The organism is Collinsella phocaeensis (genome assembly GCF_900119895.1).
GTDB lineage: Bacteria > Actinomycetota > Coriobacteriia > Coriobacteriales > Coriobacteriaceae > Collinsella > Collinsella phocaeensis.
In genome coordinates this window covers 162097-182000 of the sequence record NZ_FQLR01000004.1, presented here as the reverse complement: position 1 = coordinate 182000, position 19904 = coordinate 162097, and the positions used below count along the sequence as shown (strand labels likewise).

17 protein-coding genes are annotated in these 19904 nt (G+C 65.4%); 6 read left to right on the top strand and 11 right to left on the bottom strand.

The genetic code is table 11. The features are described 5' to 3' along the window. Nucleotides 1-263: 263 nt before the first annotated feature. The 6 genes from BQ7355_RS02920 to BQ7355_RS02895 form a co-directional block, all read right to left on the bottom strand. On the bottom strand, nt 264-2099 hold the full coding sequence (locus tag BQ7355_RS02920; protein ID WP_072414859.1) for a hypothetical protein: 1836 nt from the start codon (nt 2097-2099) through the stop codon (nt 264-266). A gap of 10 nt (nt 2100-2109) precedes the next feature. After that, nucleotides 2110-2316 carry a hypothetical protein gene (locus tag BQ7355_RS02915; protein WP_072414858.1) on the bottom strand — a complete coding sequence of 69 codons (207 nt, stop codon included), beginning with the start codon at nt 2314-2316 and terminating at the stop codon, nt 2110-2112. A gap of 210 nt (nt 2317-2526) precedes the next feature. Beyond that, entirely contained in the window at nt 2527-2814 is a 288-nt protein-coding gene (locus BQ7355_RS02910; protein WP_072414857.1) for a hypothetical protein, read from the bottom strand. Nucleotides 2815-2889: 75 nt separating this feature from the next. Next, the gene (locus BQ7355_RS02905; protein WP_072414856.1) at nt 2890-3198 is read right to left on the bottom strand and encodes a hypothetical protein; all 309 of its coding nucleotides are present in this window, start codon (nt 3196-3198) and stop codon (nt 2890-2892) included. A 47-nt stretch (nt 3199-3245) separates the two neighbouring features. After that, entirely contained in the window at nt 3246-3863 is a 618-nt protein-coding gene (locus BQ7355_RS02900; protein ID WP_143761697.1) for a hypothetical protein, read from the bottom strand. A gap of 118 nt (nt 3864-3981) precedes the next feature. Beyond that, nucleotides 3982-5250, bottom strand: coding sequence for a P-loop NTPase family protein (locus BQ7355_RS02895; RefSeq protein WP_072414854.1), 1269 nt, complete (start codon nt 5248-5250; stop codon nt 3982-3984). A 2048-nt stretch (nt 5251-7298) separates the two neighbouring features. On the opposite strand from BQ7355_RS02895, the gene BQ7355_RS02885 reads away from it, so the two are divergent. From BQ7355_RS02885 to BQ7355_RS02865, 5 genes are all read left to right on the top strand, one after another. Then, nucleotides 7299-7598 (top strand): helix-turn-helix transcriptional regulator, encoded by a 300-nt coding sequence (locus BQ7355_RS02885; protein WP_072414852.1) that lies wholly within the window; start codon nt 7299-7301, stop codon nt 7596-7598. Between the two features lie 12 nt (nt 7599-7610). Beyond that, the gene (locus BQ7355_RS02880; protein ID WP_072414851.1) at nt 7611-8870 is read left to right on the top strand and encodes a site-specific integrase; all 1260 of its coding nucleotides are present in this window, start codon (nt 7611-7613) and stop codon (nt 8868-8870) included. Nucleotides 8871-9158: 288 nt separating this feature from the next. After that, nucleotides 9159-9548 carry a plasmid mobilization protein gene (locus tag BQ7355_RS02875; RefSeq protein WP_072414850.1) on the top strand — a complete coding sequence of 130 codons (390 nt, stop codon included), beginning with the start codon at nt 9159-9161 and terminating at the stop codon, nt 9546-9548. An 8-nt stretch (nt 9549-9556) separates the two neighbouring features. Further along, the gene (locus tag BQ7355_RS02870; RefSeq protein WP_072414849.1) at nt 9557-11434 is read left to right on the top strand and encodes a type IV secretory system conjugative DNA transfer family protein; all 1878 of its coding nucleotides are present in this window, start codon (nt 9557-9559) and stop codon (nt 11432-11434) included. A gap of 27 nt (nt 11435-11461) precedes the next feature. Then, complete coding sequence (locus tag BQ7355_RS02865) at nt 11462-12388, top strand: relaxase/mobilization nuclease domain-containing protein (protein ID WP_159430434.1); 927 nt, start codon at nt 11462-11464, stop codon at nt 12386-12388. A 95-nt stretch (nt 12389-12483) separates the two neighbouring features. Here BQ7355_RS02865 and BQ7355_RS02860 read toward each other — a convergent pair whose 3' ends face one another. The 3 genes from BQ7355_RS02860 to BQ7355_RS02850 all read right to left on the bottom strand — a co-directional run bounded on the left by BQ7355_RS02860 (nt 12484) and on the right by BQ7355_RS02850 (nt 15355). Then, entirely contained in the window at nt 12484-14208 is a 1725-nt protein-coding gene (locus tag BQ7355_RS02860) for a 3'-5' exonuclease (RefSeq protein WP_072414847.1), read from the bottom strand. Between the two features lie 543 nt (nt 14209-14751). Further along, nucleotides 14752-14982: a hypothetical protein gene (locus BQ7355_RS02855; protein WP_072414846.1), complete on the bottom strand. Its 231-nt coding sequence runs from the start codon at nt 14980-14982 to the stop codon at nt 14752-14754. Nucleotides 14983-15040: 58 nt separating this feature from the next. Next, nucleotides 15041-15355, bottom strand: coding sequence for a DUF2958 domain-containing protein (locus BQ7355_RS02850; RefSeq protein ID WP_083581504.1), 315 nt, complete (start codon nt 15353-15355; stop codon nt 15041-15043). Nucleotides 15356-15646: 291 nt separating this feature from the next. Between BQ7355_RS02850 and BQ7355_RS09040 the strand changes: the two genes are divergently transcribed. Further along, the gene (locus tag BQ7355_RS09040) at nt 15647-16033 is read left to right on the top strand and encodes a hypothetical protein (RefSeq protein WP_143761695.1); all 387 of its coding nucleotides are present in this window, start codon (nt 15647-15649) and stop codon (nt 16031-16033) included. 46 nt (nt 16034-16079) lie between these two features. Here the strand turns inward: BQ7355_RS09040 and BQ7355_RS02845 are convergent, their stop codons facing one another. Continuing rightward, on the bottom strand, nt 16080-17039 hold the full coding sequence (locus tag BQ7355_RS02845; RefSeq protein WP_143761693.1) for a hypothetical protein: 960 nt from the start codon (nt 17037-17039) through the stop codon (nt 16080-16082). Next, the gene (locus BQ7355_RS09320) at nt 17029-19863 is read right to left on the bottom strand and encodes a DNA methyltransferase (RefSeq protein WP_072414844.1); all 2835 of its coding nucleotides are present in this window, start codon (nt 19861-19863) and stop codon (nt 17029-17031) included. The genes BQ7355_RS02845 and BQ7355_RS09320 overlap by 11 nt, the downstream gene beginning before the upstream one ends. Nucleotides 19864-19904 lie beyond the last annotated feature (41 nt).

The following is a 19904-nucleotide window of genomic DNA, read 5'->3' as shown; positions in this document are numbered from 1 at the left end:
CGCTGACATTGTCCCCCCGCCGGAGGGGTCGGCCCGGCGACATTCGCGAACACGCGTTTGACCCGGGGTTTTGCGCCTCGGCGGGGCGGGCCCCGGTCGGCGCCGGCGGCGCTGCACCGCATTTCGGGTGCCCTGAGCTGCCGTTTCCGTTTTAAGGGCCCTCACGCCCCGCCGGCGGCGCGCCCGGGGGGTGCGCGGGTGCGCCCGCAGGCGCCCCGGGTCGGCGGGCCGCCAGTGCGGCGTGAGGGGCCAAAACGGGCGCCCTAGAGCTCCGGCGAGTCCTGCGGCTCGGCGCACGGGGCCGAGGGGGCGGGCGCCGAGGGCGCGCGAGGCGGGAACACCAGCTCCTCGAACTCGCGGGAGGCGCCCTCGAACTCCCGCGTGCCCATCCTCCTCACGAGCCCGGACAGCACGCGCCCGACCTCGTTCTGCCCGCCGGTGAGCCGGTCGCGCCCGAAGCGGTCGGCGAGAAAGATGAGGCCCCGCCGGAGGACGTCGCAGGCGCTGCCCGCCAGCGCCCGGAGGCGCTCCGCCTCCCGGAGCTCGGCCTCGGCGCGCTCGCGGGCGTCGCGGGCACGCGCCTCCTCCTCGGCGGCCGCGCGGTCGCGCTCGGCGACCTCCCGCTCGCGGGACTCGACGGCGGCCTCCCGCTCGGCGAGGCCGGGGTGCGGGAGCTCGGGGTCGAGCCCGAGGCGGAGCGGGACGCCGATCGCGTCCATCGCGTCCGAGGCGTAGCTGTCGAGGGCGTCGCCCCAGACGTCCGGGTCCACGCGGCCCTCCTCGTCGAGGAACCACTCGCCCAGCTCGTAGTCCTCCGGGATGGCGTCGAAGAGCCAGACGCCCTCCTCCCCGCAGGCCTTCGCGCAGGCGTCGCGGTCGCCGTAGAGCCCGTCGAGCAGCCCGTCGAAGTCGTCCTCGACGGCGTCGGGGTCGACGGCCGGGGCGTCGGAGCCCGGCAGGACGCAGGTGCAGTAGCGGTCGGGGACCTCGGAGTCGTCGGGCTCGTAGCCCTCGAGCCTCGGCCCGTAGAGGTAGAGCCATAGGGCGTGCATGTCGGGCGGCATCTGCTCGGGCCTCACGAGGTGCGCGAAGGCGGGCGGCTCGTACCCGTCGAGCAGGACGCTCGCCCGCGCCTCCCGCCGGGAGAGCTCGCGGGCGGCGGCCCGGGCGGACTCGGCCTCCCCCCGCGCCAGCCTCCGGTCCGAGAGCGCCCCCGCCTTGATCTCGCAGGCCTCCTCCCACGCCTTGAGGACGATCTCGTCCGCCTTCTCGATCGCGCCGTCGAGCACGGCCTCCGCATCCTCGCGCATCCGCTCGATCTTCTCGCGCTGCGCGCGCTCGCGGCGCTTGCGCCCCTTGTACTCGGGGAGGGTCTCGCCCTTGCGCCGAGGGTCGCGCTCGCGGTCGAGCGCCTCCATCCCGTGCTCGGCGAGCCACTCGTCGGCCGCGTCCTCCATCGCCTCGCGCACGCTCGCGGTGAACGCCGCGAGACGCGTCGCGCGCCTCGCGTCGCGCTTGCCGCCCGAGGCCGCCTCGGCGGGCTCGACGCCGTGCTCGCGGAGGGTGCGGTCGACGTTGAACTCGCCCTCGGAGTCGATGAGCGCCCAGAGGACGTGCGCGTGGGGCGTCGCCTCGTCCAGGTGGACGTCGACGGCGACGATCCGGGCGCCGAGCTCGCGCATCCGCCCGAGCGCGCCGTCGAGGGCGGCCTCGAGGCAGCCCTCCCCGGGCGACTCCTCCGCGTCGCCGACCTGGATTATCGTCTCGAACAGGCGGTGGCGCGCGTCGTTGCAGTAGTCGCCGAACTCCTTGACGCGGGACGGGTTCTTGCGCCAGCCGGCGCTGGCGAGCTTCCTCGCGTACTCGGCGCGCAGGGTCGACTCGTAGAACGAGTCGACGGCGGCGCCGGTCCGCCCGGCCTGCTCGCCGCCCGTCAGCCACTCGCCCTCGGGCATGGTCTCGTCCCAGTGCAAGTTGAGCGGCCTGCCGGCACCGAACCGCGCTCCGTCCCAGAGGTACATCGAGCCGTCGTTGTGCTGCGGCTGGTAGCCGCCCTTGCCGCCCCGGGGGCCGCGCTGGGCGTGAAGAGATGCCTTCATGGCGTCCTCCCTAGAGCTCGTCCGCCTTCTCCGCCCGCGTCCCGTCGTCCACCGGGCGCCCGTCCTCGGGTGCCGCGCGGTCTAGGCGCTCACGACGCAGCGCGTCGGCATGGAACCGCTCGACGCCCCAGAGGTACATCAGGGCGTCGTTGTGTTGCGGCCGGCGGCCGCTCGCGGCGCCCAGAGCGCCGCGCTGGTTGTGAAGAGATGTCTTCATGGCGTCCTCCTTGATAACTCGTCCGCCAACTCCCCCGCGCGCGCCGCCACAGGGCGGCGGCGCGGGGGTCCCCCGTGGCGTGCCCACGCCACGTAACGCAGTACGCAGCGTTGCCGTGGCAACGCTGCCGCCCGCACGGGGCGGGCGCCGCGCCCGTCCGCCTCGCGGACGGGGAGGGCCGGGGAGCGGGGCTCCCCGGGCCGGCCGGCCTCACGCCGGGCCGGGTCCCGGAGGGCGCTCGGCGGGAGCCTCGGGTCCGTCCGCGCCCCGGCCCTCGCGGGCCTCGAGCAGCACCTCCGCCAGTGGGGCGTCGGGGCTCGCGTGCGCCTCACGGCAGAGGCGGTCGAACGCGCCGACCGTCATGCGGTCGGCCGCGGCCGCGATGTCGCGCGCCCGGCGCTCCGCCGCGCGGCGCACGGCCTCCGCCTTGCGCCTGCGCGCCTCCGAGAGCCTCCTCGCGTAGAGCTCGATGAGCTCGTCGTCGGTCTTCTTCGCCATAACGATGGCCTCCTTTCATGGTGTCGCGGCACCGGGCCCCGCCCCCCCCCGGAGAGGGGCGGGGCGGCCGGCCGCCTAGGCCTGACGACCGGGGCGGTTCTCGCCGAAGCCCTCGGACACGTCCCCGACGCCGGGCTGCGGGTCGCCGAGACCGTAGGGATCGTCGAGATAGTCGGGGTCGTCGATATAGTCGGGACCGTAGAGATCGTAGGGGTCGTCGTAGAACCCGTAGGGCCCGAACACGTCGCCGAGGTGTTCGGGCGGGATCGGTTCCTCGGGAGCGCTGATGTAGCCCTCGGGCATGTAGCCGTAGAGGATGAGGCCCCCGTCGGGCCCGTACCCGATGTCGCCGGGCTTCTTGGGCGAGTCGGTCGTGGATTTCATTTCCTTCCCCTTTCATCCGTGCCGGATTGCCTGATGGACCGTGCCTCCTAACGAGGGCGGCGCATGCGCGCTTTGTAGCGCCGGGCCTCGCGAGCCTGCTCGTTGAGGAGGGCCCGGAGCCTCCTGCGCGCCTCGACGAGCTTCTCGCGCTCCCCCTCGCTCCCCGCCATGCGAAGCGCGAGGGGAAAGCCCTCGAGTGTGGCCTCGGCCTCCCTCCAGTCAAAATGCTCCTCATAGAAGAGGAGCTTGTCGCCGCGCTCGGCGTAATCGAGAGCCTTGCGCGCGGTCCTCGAGGCCCATTCCTCGTCCGCATGCTTCTTGATCGTCCGGAGTTTGGCGCTGTACGCTTCCCTCCTGTAGGGATCGTTCGTGAGGTGGATGGCGGTCACGAGAGCCTTGATGCACCACTCGGCAGATCTTCCTCGGTTACTCGAGGTCGAGCGGTAACGCGGCATGCAGCTCGTCCGCTCGTCGAACTCCTCCGCGTAGATCAGGCAATCGAGCGTGAATCGTTCGAAAATGTTCAAGGGCTCGCACGCCGCGGTCACCTTGATGCCTCGCTCGCGCTTGAGCCGGTGGAAGTCGAGCAGCTGATCCCAGTCGATGGGCCGGTCGCTCGGATGTATCAAGTGCCCTATGCCCGCCATCGAGAGTCTTTTGTTCATGGTCCGTGCGCCCTTTCTTTTTTTCGGCTTCGCCGTGGTCGTCGCCTTGCGGCCGTCCGGGCCGCGGGGCCCGGTGGCGGCCGCGCTGTCCGGGTGCCGCGGTTCGGCCCGCGCCCGGTCATGGCTCCTCCCCTCCGTCGCCCTCCGCCGCGCGGGGGACGGGCGGCCCGTCGGGCAGCCCGTGGCGGGTCGGCCGGGAGGCGGTCGCCTCCGGCAGCTCGAGGGCGCAGCCCTCGTCCGGGCCGGGCAGGCTCGGGATGGCGCCCGAGTCCATGAGCTTCAAGAAGCGCCTGTGCACGTAGCGGGCCGCCTCCGCGCAAAGCTCGCTGGCCTCGTCCTCCGAGAGGCCCTTGCCGGATGACTTCACCGCCACGTCGCGGATGACCCCTTCCGTCGCGGCGTAGGGCGAGAGCATGCCGGGGGCCGGGTTCAGCGTGTGGTTGAGGTTCTCGAAATCGAGGATCTCGAAGTCCCCGTTCGGCTTGGTGATCTCCAGGCTCACCTTCGCGGGGTGCGCCGCGAGCTTCGGATGGGAGGCCTCGATGTTGTAGTAGCCGTACGTCGACGGGTCGAAGACCAGGAGGCGCCAGAGGAGGCGGCGGAAGAACTGGTCCATCGCCTCGTTCGCGCTGCCGCCGTCCGCGCGCGCCGCGCAGGCGCAGAAGAACTCCTCCGGCGGCTTCGAGCAGGTGATGATGATCGCCCGCGGGGCGATGCTCGCCTTGTTCCTGTAGCGGGCCGAGGCGGGGCTGGCGTGGTACGGGTCGAGGAGCTTGAGCCAGTCCTCCGCCGTCATCGCCTGTGCGCGGACGTCGTCGAGCAGCATCACCTCCTCGCCGGCGTAGTCGTCGAGGGCGTTCTTCGCCGCCGCGCGGTACGTGTCCCAGCCGAAGCGGGCCTCCAGGAAATCGCACCACCCGTGCGCCATCTCCGTCTTGCCCGTGCCCGCGGCGCCCTGGACGTAGACGACGGTCTTCGTGAACTCCCCCTTCCTCAGCGCCCGCGCCGCGAGGAACATGCGGCGCTCGCTTCGCGCCTGGAACGCGCACTCGACCGAGGCGCGCCCCTTCGGGGTCGCGTAGGCGCGGAAGCACTCCTCCTTGATCATGATGTCCTCCCTGGAGATGGTGCCGTCGGCGATGCCGGCGCGCAGCGCGGACAGCGACTGCTCGTCGACTGCGGATGACTCGACGTTTTGCGCGCGCTTCCTTTCCCACGAGAACCTGTTCTCGGAGTAAACCTCCGGGTAGGGCTTCCCCTTGAGCGTGATGACGTCTTCGGGCTCGTAGTGGTGCTTCTCGGGGTTGTCGTCGCCGTCGAGCGCGTGTATCGCGTAGGCGCACTGCGTCGACCATGCGTAGCGGCCCCTGGTCTTCCCCTTCTCCACCTGGGATTCCGGGATCCCCAGCCGCTTCGCGAGGCCTGCGGCGGTGAGGCCCGATTCCCTGCCCTTGAAGCGGATGTAGACGTGCAGGTGCGGGTCCTTCGGGGCGTCGAGGATGTACTTCTCGGTCTCCGAGTCCCAGATGGGGGGGATGCATGTCGCGGTCGTGCCTGATCGCGTAGCAGTCGGCCACCTCGCAGTCGTCCCCGTCTCCGACCTTCGAGAAGAAGATCTCCGCGAGCGGACGGGCGTCGCCGCCCGCGGGGTCGAGGGCCGCCTCCGCCGCCGCCTTCTCCTCGTCCGTCCAGCCGATGTAGGCGGACGAGGGGTCCTCGAGCTTCGATGGCGGGCGCATGGAGAACATCAGGATTGTCGACCGCTGGTCGCCGCCGCGACCGCCCTTCCTCCGCCCGCGCGCGCCTCCCGCCCGGCGCGCCTTCCCGCCGGGATGCTTCGCTCGCCACTCCTCGGCGAACCGGTCTACCGCCTCCCTGCCGCCCGGAACGAGCTTCACCCCGTGGAACTTGCCGTCCTCGTCCTTGCGGGCGTACTCGTCCCAGGTGCGCCAGTGCTTCCGGATGTTCTCCCCCTCGTCGGCGGGGAACCCCGGCTGGCTGATGATCTCCTCCTGGTCGGCGCGGCTGAGCTCCCCGAATATGTTCGACCTGCCGCCGCCCCTCACGTCGAGGTGCGGGGCCTCGTCCTCGAGCATCGTCATGGCGACGAAATTATCGGTTAGCTTGACGAAGTACGTCGGGCACGCAGGCCGGTCCGCCTCCTTGATGAAGCGCTCGAAGCCCTCCTTTTCTGGAGCCCCTGGGGTCTCAGGCATGCCGCTCACCCCCTGTGGGCGCGGCAATTAGCCGACGGCGCGCGGCAATTTGACAAATTGTCGCGTAATTGACGCGCCATTTGCCGCGCCGATCGACCGGCAGGCGGGCAGGGTTTTCGGGCGACGTTCCGCCGACGGCACGGCGGCGGACAGGGCATGGGGCAGTAGCTGGGAAAATCGCCGCGGGGCGGCCCAAAGACAAGCCCTGGGCCGCCCGCGCGCAGAAAACCTCGAACGCGGTAGCGACAGGCACCTTGCGACAATTAGGCCCGATGTGGCGAGCGGGGTTTTGAAACGCGACGGGGCAACCGGGGAGCTCGGGGGCGCGGCCTCCGCTCCTCCGCGTCCGCAAACGCGAGCCGCAGCCCTTGCTCTCCTCGATGTCCATCTCCGTCGCCTCCCATCCGTCTCGGGCCCGTCGGTGCGCCGACGGGCGTCTTGTCGTCGTTGCGCCAGACAGTACCCCCATCGAACAGAGGTTTCCATGGGCCCTCGCGCCGCGGGGCCGAGACGGGGCGCGGAATCGAACGCTGACCCGCATTTATGCATGTTGTGTTTATTTTGTGTATAGCCCTGTTTACAGTTGACTATTTGCGCGGTTTTCATCGTTGATAGAGAGTTGACCTGCGGTTATGGAATTTTTTCCCTGCAAAACCGAATCAGCAGCCGCTCGAGACGTCGCGCGCACCGGTCCCTAGCAGCTGATATTCGAAGTTTGTGTTCGTTTTATGGACGCCTGTCGGGCGATGGCGAAAAATCGCCCTCCGGTAAGCCCGCCGTGGACGGGCGGCCGAACGGGGCCGATGCGCCTCATCCCGCCCCGCCGGAAGCCTTCCGAAACGAAAAAACGACAGGCCCCCTAAGCCTCCCGCGGTTTGACTTTGAAGCCCGCTGAGGGTATTCCGTTTTGCCGTGGACCGGCGGGGCCCTTCCAAGCACACCGGTCAGCCGCAGCCCCGCTCAGGGGCCGGCGCAACTGTACCCCGAGGTTACGGCCTCCCTTGACGCATTGTATCGGCGCCAGCCCTGTTCGCGCGTGAGACAGAATCGCGGGCTCGGCCGGGGTTCTAGAAAAGAGGTCGGAGCCACGTCGGAAGCGACGCCCGGTGGGGGCAGCAAGGCTTCTCGACAACCTCCCCGGCCGGGGGCGGGGGCGCCCGGATGGCGCCCGCATGGAACCGCTGCCCGGCGCACGAACGCGCTGCCGGGGAGGCCAGGAATGAAAACGCACGATAACGCCATCTCGAATCAGGACGACCCTTGCCGCCTGCTCAGCTCAGCGGAGGCGGCCGCGATGCTGGGGATCTCCGCGAGCACGCTCGCGAACTGGCGCGCGGCGGGCAAGGGACCCGACTACGTGCGCCTCGGCGCGAAGCGCTCCCCCGTGGGGTACCGCCGCGAGGACGTCATCTCGTGGATCGACTCCCGCACCGTCGACTGCGCGACCGGTCTGGCGGCCACATCACGCGGCGCCCGGTCCGGCCGCCGCACGGGAGCCCCGTCGCATCCGCGTCGCTAGGAGGGGTTCCTGATGAGAAGCATGGCGCTCGAGCCGGGGCAGAGCACGATCGACTCGTGCTCGTGCCGGCAAAGGCCGCAGGGCGGCTACGTCCTTCAATGGCGGGTCCGGCCGCTCAACGGCGAGAGGCCCGCCAAACTCACGGTTCAAGGCAGCTGCTCGCAGGCGGAGCTCAGGCGGCGGGCCCATGCGAAGACCGAGGAGTTCCTGGCAACGCACGGCCGGCCGCGCACGAGCCTGTGGCGAAGCAGCGACGGCATGCGGGACTACGTCCTGAAGGAGACAATCCCCGCCATCGAGGCGAAGCCCGACTCGAAGCTCAGGCCACGGACCAGGAAGAAGTACGTCGAGCTCCTGCGGCTGTACGCCGAGGCGGCGCGGCGCTACCCGATCGCCGACGCCGCCACCTCCGACGCCCTCGAGGAGGCCCTCCTCAGCATAGAGCGCGGGCACGGCACCGCGACGGCGAAGCAGGTTCAGAAGGTCGTCAGAAAGTACGTCGTCGCCGAGCTGAAGTCCGACCATGTCATCTCCGTCAACGAGGCCATCGGGCTCAATCCCGACTACACGGGGGACCAGCGAAAGGGCAGCAAGCCCAAGGGCGGCCAGGCGCTCACCCGCGACCAGCGGCTCAGGGTCGTCGACCATCTGCTTTCGATCGACCCGACGATGCCCAGGGGCGCCCGCGGGCGCTACACTGCCGAAGAGCGGACGGCGAAGCGCCTCCTGGTCATCGACGCGACCCTCACCCAGGCGACATGCGGACTCCGCATCGTCGAGATCAGGAGGCTGACGCGCTCGTGCGTCGCGGAGGCAAACGGGATGCTCCTGCTCGAGATCACCGACGAGGCCTCGAAGACGCGCCGGGGGCGCATGTGCTTCGTGGACGACGAGCGCGTCGCCGAGCGCATCAGGGAGCGCGTCCGCAGGCTCCCCGCCGACGGCGACCCCTACGTGTTCGGCGCCCCCGCTGCCCCCGGCGCGATGTGGGACAGCTCGAACGCGCAGAAGGCGGTGCGCGCCCTGTACGACGAGCTGGCGGACGACCTCGGCATCCCGCTGCTCCGCAACGTGGCGTCCCATGTATGGAGGGCCACGCTCAACAGCGAGTGGCGCGACCGCGGGGTGCCGGCCGAGGTGCGCTCGGCGTACTTCGGCCACTCGGTCGAGGTCAACAGACAGTATTACACGGCGGACATCGACCTGTCCGTGCTCGCGGGGATGGTGCGCCCCGAGCCCGCGCAGGCGCCGTCGGGGCGTCCGGCGAGTTAGACCATTTCAAAGACCATTTTGGTGTTTTCTAAAGAAAAAAGCTCGGAGGAAAATGCCTCCGAGCTGGGATTTTGGTCGCGGGGGCAGGATTTGAACCTACGACCTCCGGGTTATGAGGGGCATTTTCTACGTAGGCCATGCAAACGCATGAGAGTTGATTAGGGGTATCTACCTCGTAAGACGGCAACGGGAAGTAATTCTAGGGAGCCTGTGGTAGTCCGTGGGAGCGGACCTGCTGCCACAAATCCTGCCACAGGCTCTGCCACAACCGACGTAAGGATTACTTCCATGAACGACAAGTCGAGCATCGCCCGAAAAGGCGACAAGCACCGCAATGCAATCGGACGCCGTAGGCGGATTTACGTCCGCGTCACCGAGAACGAGCTCACCCGTATCCGCTCACGTGCGCGCAAGGCGGGCATGAGCATTTCCGCCTTCGCGCGGATGAGATTGCTTGGCGACGCCGAGGCCCGTCCCACGCTGGACATCGACATCGCCGAGCTCCGCAAGGCATTCGCAGATCTGAAGCACGCCGGGTCGAACTTGAACCAGTGCGCTCGCGCGCTCAATACCTTCGGGGCAGACGGGGACTCCGCTGCCAGCACCGATCGCGCGGTGCGCCGCGTCTCCGTAGCGGCGGACAACATCTGCGCGCTTATCTCCGCAGCGCGCGGTTAGGGGGAGAAATGGAAATCCTCATCCCCTCCCTCATTAGCGCTCTGGCACTCGGGGCGTTTTGCTGCCCTGCACTTGCCCAGCCAGCGGATTACCTTCTGAGCGGAGGCACCGTCACCACCATCCCCACTTTCGATCTCACCGCCGTTCCCGACTGGTGGCTGTCGGGCGGCTTCGCCGCCCATCCGGCGGGCACCGCAGCCACGCTCGCGCTGCTCTTCCTCATCTCGCTGCTCTTCTTCTCGATGGAGCAGGCGAAGGGGCGCGGCGAGGACGGAGGCGTCCTCGGCAGCGCCCGTATCAAGACGGGAGCCGAGCTCATCAAGGGCTCCGTCACATGGGACGGCAAGGCAAGCCCCAAAGCGCGCGGCTTCGTATACGGCTTCGCCAAGGGCAAGTACCTATTCGAGCCTGAGCGCCACGTGCTGCTCGACGGTTCCACGGGCTCGGGCAAGACGCGCTTCTGCCTCATTCCGACCATCGACCTGCTCACCTACGGCGACGGGGCCAACGGCTCCGAGCCGGTCTCCATCGCCGTCACCGACGTGAAGAACGAGCTCATCGAGATCACGGGGCCCGAGCTGGAGCGGCGCGGCTACGACGTGCTGCTGCTCGACACCCAGAACCCCTATCGCGGCCACCGTTTCAACCCCATGAGCCTCGTGGTCAAACTCGCCGAGAAAGGTGATTCCCAAGGGGCGGAGCAGGCGGCGGACGCCATCGCCATGGCGCTCTTCCCGGAGGAGCGCGGGCAGGGCTCCTCGCACTGGACGGAGTCGGCGCGAAGCGGCTGCTCCGCGTTGATACTGCTGGTCGCATGCTCGGAGGAGTGCCCCGCCGGGGCGAAGCACCTCGCGACCGTCAACGAGGTCCTCTGCCGGGGCACCGAGGGCGAGGGGGCCGATCCGACGGCTCCTCTCAAGGCATTTCTGCGCCAGCTGCCCGACGGGCACCCCGCCCGCAGCCGCGCCTCGCAGCTGCTGTCCTCCGGCGGCAACGAGCTGCGCAGCATCATCTCGACCATGAAGGTCCGCCTGCGCATCTTCTCCTCCGCCCCCGTGGCGTGGATGACTTCCGGGGACGACATCGACCCCGAGCGCACTCTCACGGAGAAGACGGCGGTCTTCCTCCACGTCCTGGAGTCGGGCAGCCCGTACAACGCCATCTGCACCATCTTCGTTACCCAGCTCATCACCTCCATCTTCTCCATCGGAGACCGCTCCGGCGGCAAGCTGCGCCCCATTACGTTCGTCGGGGACGAATGGTGCGCCATGGATCGCGTCGAGCCGCTTGTGAAGCTGCTCACCCTGGGCCGCTCCTACGGGGCGTTCTGGATCGGGGCTGTGCAGTCGCTGAGCCTCCTGGGTGAGAAGTACGGCGAGAGGAGCGGGCGGCCCGCCATCCTGTCGAACTGCGGCGTGAAGGTCGCCATGAAGCTCGGCGACGCCGACGATCGCAACTTCTTCTCGGAGCTCGTCGGAAAGACCACACGCCACACACGCGGAACGAGCACGAGCCGGGGCGCGGGCGGGAGCACTGGATCGACCAGCTTCTCCGAACACGCCGACGACCTTATCCACCCTTGGGAATGGACGGAGATGAACCCCGACCGGGACGGTGCGATCGTGGTCAAGATGGGCGAGAACGGCATCCCGGCGGAGCGGTCGGGCACGTTCCGCGCGCCCCTGACAGACTGCACCAAGACACCGACCAAAGGCCACTTCGACCTTGGTACGCGCGAACACGAACGCGCGAGGAGGCTGGCATACCAGCAGATGCTCGATGGGCGAGCGGAGCGCCGCAAAAACGAATGCGTCCCCACCTGGTGCCCAGACTTCCCCGAAACAAACGCCGACGCCGCCGACGAAGACGAGTGGGGCGCGTTATAGCCCCGGGGAAGGAGGAAGATGACAGCCGTGAAGCAAGTGTCAGTCTGCAGCGAGCGCCACCTTAGAAACATCAGGTCGTACCTCGATTGGAACCGAGAGAAGGTACTGGCACACGACACCCAGAACATCATCGACGAGGATAGGTGGTTCGAGGAAATGCACGCCACGCGCGAGCAGTTCGGCCACAATGCGCCGGGCAAGGCAGGCGCGCGCTGCACCTACCTTCAGCATATTACCCTCAACTTCAACCCGGACGAATGCAGCTGCAACGGCGGCAAGATGACGCCCGAGCTCTGCATGGACTACGCCCGCGATTACATCCAGACGCGGTACGGCACCCACGAATGCCTCGTCGTCCTGCATAGGGAGCACTGCAGTTCCGACGGCACGGACAGGTTCTCCGCACACTTGGCCGTAAACAGGAGCGACCTAGCCACCGGGCTGCGCCTCAACGAGGGCCCTGCTCGAGTGGCAGCGAAGTCGCGCGCCGAAACCGTGAGGGCCCTCGATGAGAAATACGGCCTGAAACAGCTCGAACGCGGCAAGGCGAACTCCCGCGTGCACGGAAGGCAGCCCGGGGCAGCGGAGCGCGACATGGCCCGCAAGGGGCAGGCCGGGCGCTCCGAGAACGAACGCGTGCGGCGCGCGGTCGCCAAGCGCATCGAGGAGGTCGGGCGCATCCCCGACTGCCCCGACCGCATGGCGGAGCTGTCGCGCCGCCTCGCACAGGACGGCATCAAGCTCAAGCGCTCGAGGGGAGGAGACCTCCAGTACCGATTCCACTCGAAGTCGCTGGGCGGCGAGCGCAAGGTGAACGGGGCGAGGCTCGGCTACGTCACGCACCGCAGGACGGGGCGCACGATCCGGTTCACCTACCACGGGGTGATGCGCGCGATAAAGCTGTGCATGCAGCTGTACCGCACCATGGACTACATCACGCGGGACATGTGCTAAATCTATGCGCCCGGGTTAAATGTGCTAAATCTATGCGCCCGGGTTAAAGAAGGCGGCGGTTTGCCCCGAGGGAGGCGACCGCCGCTCGCCTGCCATTATTTTGTGCAGCCCCGATTGGGCCTGAGGCACTTTGAGCAATAGCATTTCGACAGCAGATGGTCCGCGCGGGGCTGCCAGAGTCTGCCGCAAGACAGGCACTCGACTGTCACAGGGTCCTTACTGCCAACATAGCTTGACTCCACCACGCGAAGCCCCCCTCCGCTGCGGGAGGAGACTTTTTCGGCATACCTTCGTGCCCGGATTGATAGGGCCTCCTCCTTGGTCAATCGCTGCCGTCGCTGCGCGTCGTCGCGCCCCCGCCCGCCACTCCGCACAGCCGCCATCTCGGGATGGCAAACGGAGCAGAAGCTTTTCCCGTTGACGATTCTGTAGCGGCTCTCGTCCCATTCCTTGCCACACGACCTGCATCGCACGCGAATAGGCTTAACCGACGAGCGGTACTCCGCAACTTCAAGACCGCTATCCTTAAGCGACTTGCCCAGACGGTCGATCGCCGCCGCTCTTTTGTCGTTCGGCTTCTCCCCCGGTCCCACGCGAACCGAGTTGACGACGAAATCCACCTCACCGTCTCCCCATTCCATTGTGAGGAGGTACGCCGACCTGCCATTCGCCTCGTAATACAGCTGCTCCGCATAGCTCTCGGGATGCCAGGATGTCGTCTTGATCTCCAAAACGGCATCTTTCGAAGACAGGTCGCACATGGCCATGATTCCGAGGTCGCGGCAAACGATCAGCTCCTGCGACATGATGGGACCGTCGTTGAAAACCGACTTCTTGATGAAGTCAATCATGGGCTCGATTTGAGCCCTCATGTCGGCCAGGCAGGCATTGAGCTCAGATTCTCGCTCCTTATGGCTTTCATCCACTGCGGTCACCGTACCGTCTTGGTTCATGCGCATAAATACTGGGCGAGTGTCGTGCTCCATCTCGCCTATGCGCCTGTTCTTGCAGTAGTTCTCCTTCAAAAACTCGCGGTTGTCTTGGACCTCAGCCCCCGACATGACGTTGATCAGATGTTCAACGGTATTTCCCGAGAAATTGGAGCCGAAACGCCTGACGTGTTCACCCGCGACATGGAGGCGGAAAACCTCCTCCGCCTCGTAGGCGATGTATGGCCTTTCGTATAGCCGGGAGAGATTGGGAATGGCGGAAAGGTAGCTAACCGGAATGATGTAGTCCGGGCTCAAAACGCTGAACTGCCAGTGGAAGGCACGCATTGTGGCAAGGATGTAATTCCCGCCAAAGGCTTCGAACAGTCTCCACTCCAGCTTGCAGTCGTTGATGCCGGTGTGAACCTCCGTAACCCCATCGATGCCGAAAGCGCCACAGAGCCTGTCTTTAGTGAGGCTCCCGTCGGAGAACTTACTGGAACACACCATCCTCTTGAAATTGTAAAAGCGCAGCCTCTCGAAGCCTCTCAGACCTTGCCGCTTGAAGTATTCGCGGATGAACTTCTCGTCTATGTTCCCGTAGTGAAGAAGGGTCCTTGAACCGAGCTCGAACCTCTCGAAGAGGCCATCCAGCTCGTCTTGCGTTAGATGGGTTCTCCCCTCCAGCTTGCTCTTCGTGATGCCGTTTACCTCGGTCGTGTAAACGGCTTCGTTCAAATCAAGGGGCAGGAACCGATCATATTCGAGACCGTCATCGGGTTTATACAGAGAGATAGACAGCAGGTCGTGCTCCTTGCTCCTAAACCCATTCGTCTCAACGTCAACAACGACATAATCGTAAGGAGAAACACTCAATCGCTTAAGCCCCACTGGAACCTCCCAAATCAGCCACTTTTCGAATTCTCTCACACATCGGGAAAGCAAAGACGGTGTCGTGCTGAGCTGATGGGAGCGAGCCGTAGCGAGCGGTCCATCACCCGGCGGGAGCGAGCCGTAGCGAGCGGTTCGCCCTCCCCTGCGCCCGTGCGCAGGGCAAGATCATTGCGGCGGGCAAACCGGAGGAACGACGGTTTGTACGTCGCAATGCATATCTTGCCAGCCCATAGGGATGGCGAGCGGAGGGCTTCCGAAGGCGACCCTGAGGGAGCGTTCGGGAGCCCGCAGCGAGAGCCGACGGCGCGCGACGCGGCGAAATGGTGGAGACCTCTGGGAGCCACCCAATGCAGCCGTTCGCGGGCCGTCGGCGGCGTGAGCGGAGCGGCGTGGGGAGGCGACCTCTGGGAGCGTCCCCGCGCCGCGCAGCGAGAGCGAGGCCGAAGCGATGGATTCCCGCATCCGAGCGCAGGCCGAGCGGGCGCAGGGCCCCTTGCGGGCCCGGAGCACCGCGCCGGGAGGCGCGGCACCCCGTGGCGGTCACAGCGAAATCCACCCTTCCGAGCGCAGAGGGTCGCGCACCGCGTTCCTCTCCGTGTCGTAGACGAATCCGCTGAGGCCGTATTCCAACACCGTGTCCAGCAGCCCCATGGCCTCGTCAGGGTCGTCGCTCGCCCCGTAGGCGATGCCGTCGCGCAGGGCGCTCCTGTACGAGTGGAGCAGGCTCCTCTCGTAGACGACGTAGCGGCCCTTCCGCTCTTCTAACTTCATTCCCGTTCATCCTTTCCGCAGCGATGGGCGGGGCCTCCTCGGCCCCTCCGTCTTTTGGCTAGCGCCTGACCTCGCGCACGGGCGCGGGCTCGAAATGCTCGTCGCGCTCGATAACGCCGAAGCCCTTGGCGCGGTTCAGGGCCTCCATCTCGCGGATGGAGAAGTACCCCCACTCGTCGGCTAAGCCCTCGACGAGGCCGAACGCCTCGCCCGTGGCCGGGTCGTACTCGGTCACGTACCACGTCCACGCGCGGCCGAACAGCTTCACGCGCGCGACGGGGTCGTCCTCGTGCTCGGTCGCGTACAGCGGCGGCACCGTCTCCGCCACCCCCTTCGGCATGAGCTCCTGCATATCGGTCTCCTTTCCGGCCATGTCGGCCAATCCTCTCCGCCTCGCAGGCAGAAGCCGTAGGCGCTGCTTGCCGCGCCTATGGCTTCTTTCCTGAAGCCGCGAGCTGGAGCCCGCGCGGGTCAAGGGAGCTGCACGGCAACCTCCACCAACCGAAGCGAAGCGCAGGTTTGTGCGGGGTTCCGTGCGGCCCCTTGACGCGCGCGGGCGGAAGCTCCACCGGGTGCGCCCTCTGGCACGGCCTCCCCTGCGGGCCGCATGTCTCAGCCGCGTCCGGACGAGGGCCTACAATCGCCCCGAAGGGAAGTGATTGGGTTGTTCAAGGGAAAGGACCTGTCAGGCACATGCGGGATACCGCGCGAATGCGACCGCGTCTACGTGGGGGTCGAGTGTCCGCCGAAGGGCCTCAACGACGATGTCGATGTGCCCAAAAGGCTCATATGGCCAGACGGAAGGAGCTGGCCAATAAAGTCAACCGCCCGCCACGTGACGCACGGGCGGGTGGTGTTCGGCAACCTCGTGGAGAGGTTCGACGTGTTCATGGGCCACACGAGCGAGCTCAAGACGATATGGCGTCAGGACGGGCGCTGGTTCGTGGGAAAGCCCAGCACTCGAACCTCCAAACCGAATCGCCACAAGCACTTCGAACGACCAGCAGATAATACAGACCCAGCACCCTCCTCAATGGGGTCTAAGCGGTGATGAGTAACCGCCTGTCTTCCGAGGATGCCACCGTCATGGGGCGCGACTACACGCCAGCGATTAACGGCAGCACACAAGTCGTCGAATCCAGCAGGCTGAACAACTTCACGCACGTCTTTCTTCGGACAGGCTTGTACATCATCCCATGCATGAGGAAATTGCGGTTGAGCTCACCTTCTCGGCTTCGATCAAAGTCGTTTCCCGATCGAAAAAAGTATGCCCAAACTCTTGAGTAGTTCTCGAACTCGAATGCAAGGAGGGTCTCTTCTTTGGAAATCTGCCTAGCCACCTTATCGATGGTGACTCGTCCGCTCCTTCGATTCTTTCCCTGGGCGCGACCGCCAAGTTTGATTAACTCTCCCTCAATTAGGGAGCACAACATCATTGCGCAAGGCTTGTAACGACGGTCAGTAAACAGACTAATGGCCTCGTCCAAATCTTTCCTTTTATTGGAGTTAAGTTGCAGGCGGTCGAACAGCTGATTCAAGCCCCCATGATCAAAATAACGCATGCATAGCCTATCGGCTTCCACCAGCGTCTGCGGAACTGCGCGTATTTCTGAAAAGGTCATGGCGTCCGCAACGATCCAACCAAGGTTCCCCCAACCAATGTACCCATCTCTCAGCCCCTGCAAGTCAAGCGCAAGGTCTAACGACGACAGTCGCTCATAAAGAGGATTGAGCGATTCGGAAATTGACCGCAGAATCGACGACGTATCTAACGCCAAACGCGTGGAAGCCACGAAATCGGAAAGCGCACCAGATAGCGCTTCGCTGTAAACGCCACGAATTGACCTCATCGTTTCATGCAACGACGAAGGGATGAGATCCTGATATGCAACCTTGGGCAGCGGCTGCATCGCCTCTCGAAAAGCCGACATTGCTTGGCTTGCTCCGGGCAACGAAGCGTGCCACTGACATTTTGGGAACCACTGAAAGGCCTCGTGGCATGATGGGATCCCGACATTCCTCCATGCCACGCTCTCCTCAGGATTGTCATCCTTCATTGGCGGATACCTTTTCCGAGTACAACTTGAACAGGTGCGCGACGATCTTCTCCTCATCGCCGTTGAAATCGACGCCGTAGGCGGCTTCAACAGCGGCGTCGAGCTCGCGATGGGCACGCATCAAATCGGGGAACACAATGGAGTTGTCCGGGTTATAGAGCGTCTCCAAAGACTCCCCCGCCTGCTCCCGCGCATCCAGCACAGCCTGAGCGCAGCTAGAGATGTACTCCCGCTGCGCCTCCCCGCACTCCGGGAATACGAAGCTGTTGTATACGGCGGGTGAATAACGGTAGTCGGACTTTAGACGCCCGCAAACCACTCTCATCCAAGCGTTGTGAAAAAGGGATGACAGAATCCCGAATTGATATAGATCGGCATTGGGGATAAAGGAGGCGGCATCGCTTGCTATGACATCCGCAGACACGAAGCCAATAGGAAGATAAATCCGTCGCCCCGTCGAATGCCTTGGGAATAGCAGGTAGTCGGTATCGGGCTGACGAATCTGGGTGAACAGGAAAGGTGTGTCGGCATCTCTCCTGACAGAAGCCGTCTTGCTTTTGAGCCTCATTTCTCTCACGGCAGCCAGCCTGTCCATTATCTCACTGTTGTTGACATATCGCGTCGGGGGAACGTCTTTAAGCCAGAGGCAATACCGGTAGTTGCCCTTTATAAACTCATCCGCCCCTATGTACTTGCGGAGAAGATCCACGCAGTCTGGGTTGCGCGCCAAGAACGCCTCGCCCTCCTCCCTGCCGAACAAGAGGTTCTGGCCGTCGGTGGGCTGGCTTCCCTTTACCAGCTTCGTTCCGGCGTACTCGTCATTGACGTTTTTAGACCTAGAGGCAACGGATTGCAAGGGGCCCTCGAACAAATAACCGTTGATCTGGGACACAGACCTAGCGCCAGCCCGCGAGAACAGGGTTGGGGCCGCTGGTTCATCATTGCCGAACCCGACGATTACGCAGTGAACGTGCGCTTGATCCGTAGCTTCGCTATTCCAGATAAAGCTCTTGTGTGCAAAGGAGATGCGCATCCCGAGCCCAAAGAGATAGTCCCAAAGGATGGAAACCTGCTCTCCCTGACAGATTGAATTCGTGGATACAAACGCAGCTCGCAAACCGCCTTCGGCTTTGTACTCCGCTGCTTTCGCGTACCAACCCGCGACATAGTCCAACTTGCCATGCTTCTTGCACTGGCCAAGAACATTATCCATGTCGGCGTGCTGTGCCTCAGACATCTCTTGATGCCCGAGAAACGGCGGGTTTCCCATGATGTAGTCGCAGTCGCTCGCCGGGACAACCTCGCTCCAGTCGAGCTGGAGGGCGTTGGCCTTCACGATGGTCCCATATTCCTTGAGCGGAAGCTCATCGTAGACGCGCTTGGTCACCTTGGCGGTGTTGATGTCGGCCTGCTTCTCGGCGATCCAGAGTGCCGTGCGCGCCACGCAGCAGGCGAAGTCGTTGATCTCGATGCCGTGGAAGTTGGAGAGCGTCACCTTGACGGGGTCCTCCCCCGTCCCTTCCTCTGCGAAGTCGATGCCGACCTGGCCCTCGGCGACCTTCTTGCTTCTGGCCGCCTCGAGGCGCTGCAGCTCCATGAGGACCGTGTTCTCCAGCCTGCGCAGGCACACGTAGGTCTCGGTGAGGAAGTTTCCCGACCCGCACGCGGGGTCGAGGAACGTCAGCGAGCCCAGCTTCTCGTTGAAGGAGCGGAGCTGCCGCTCGCGGGTGTTGGGGCTCTGCTCGGACAGGATGCCATCGAGCTCCTCCTTCAGCCCGTCGAGGAACAGCGGGTCGATGACCTTGTGGATGTTCTCAGGGCTCGTGTAGTGCATGCCGCCGCTGCGGCGCGTGTCGTGGCTGAGTGCGCCCTCGAAGATGGAGCCGAAGACGGTGGGGTCCACTCCAGACCAGTCGAACTCCTGACAACCGGAGACGAGGATCTCGTAGTGGACCTTGTCGTTCAGCTGCGGTATCTGGACGCGCTCGCGGAACAGGCCGCCGTTCATGTAGGGGAAGCGCGCCAGCAGTTCGCTGGGGTACTCCTGCTTGCGGGCCTCATCGTCGGTGTCCAGCCATTGGAACAACTCGATGAGCGCACCGCGCAAGTGCGCGCCGTCCACGGAGGCCACGTAGTCGCGAAAGAGGCCGGGCTCGATCAGGCCCGCGTCCTCGCAGAACATGAGGAACATGATGCGGGTGCACAGCACCGACAGCGCATGGTGGCTCTCCTCGCTGTCGGGGTCGTGGTAGAGGCCGGAGATCTCGTTGTGGATCTGCCCCATGATGCGGCCCGCCTCGATGGAGACGGCGCGCTGGACGCTCTTCGGGGCCTCTCCGGACCCCTTGAGGAACTGAAGCGCGGGGAGGTTCTTGGGCAGGTCGCCCAACTCTAAGGACAGGTACTCGTCTCCCACGCACAGCGGGTTGACGTTACGGTCGTACACGCGGATCTCGCGGAAGTTGCAGGCGATGACGTAGCGGGGCTGCTGGTTGAGAGGCAGGCCCACGGCGTAGCCCCTGCCCTGCTCGGCAGGCGTAACCTCGCGGCCCTGACGGACCTCCTTCTTGTCGAGGTCCACGTCCCTGCCCTTCATCTCGACGAGTGCGCTCGCGCTCGGGATGAGGACGTCGATGTAACCCGCGTGGGATGAACCGGAGTCCGTGTGCACGGGAACCTCGAACTTCAGGCGCTCGATAGCATCCTCGACGCCCAGCACGTTCTGGAACAGGTCGATCCAGTAGGAGCGACCCTCCTGCGTCTCGTCGCCCCTGTTGGCCCAGCGCTTGGCGAACGCCTCGGCGTCGGCTTTAGTCCCTGCCATGGATACCTCCGTAGAACTGATCTCCCCCAATTCTAAGGCAG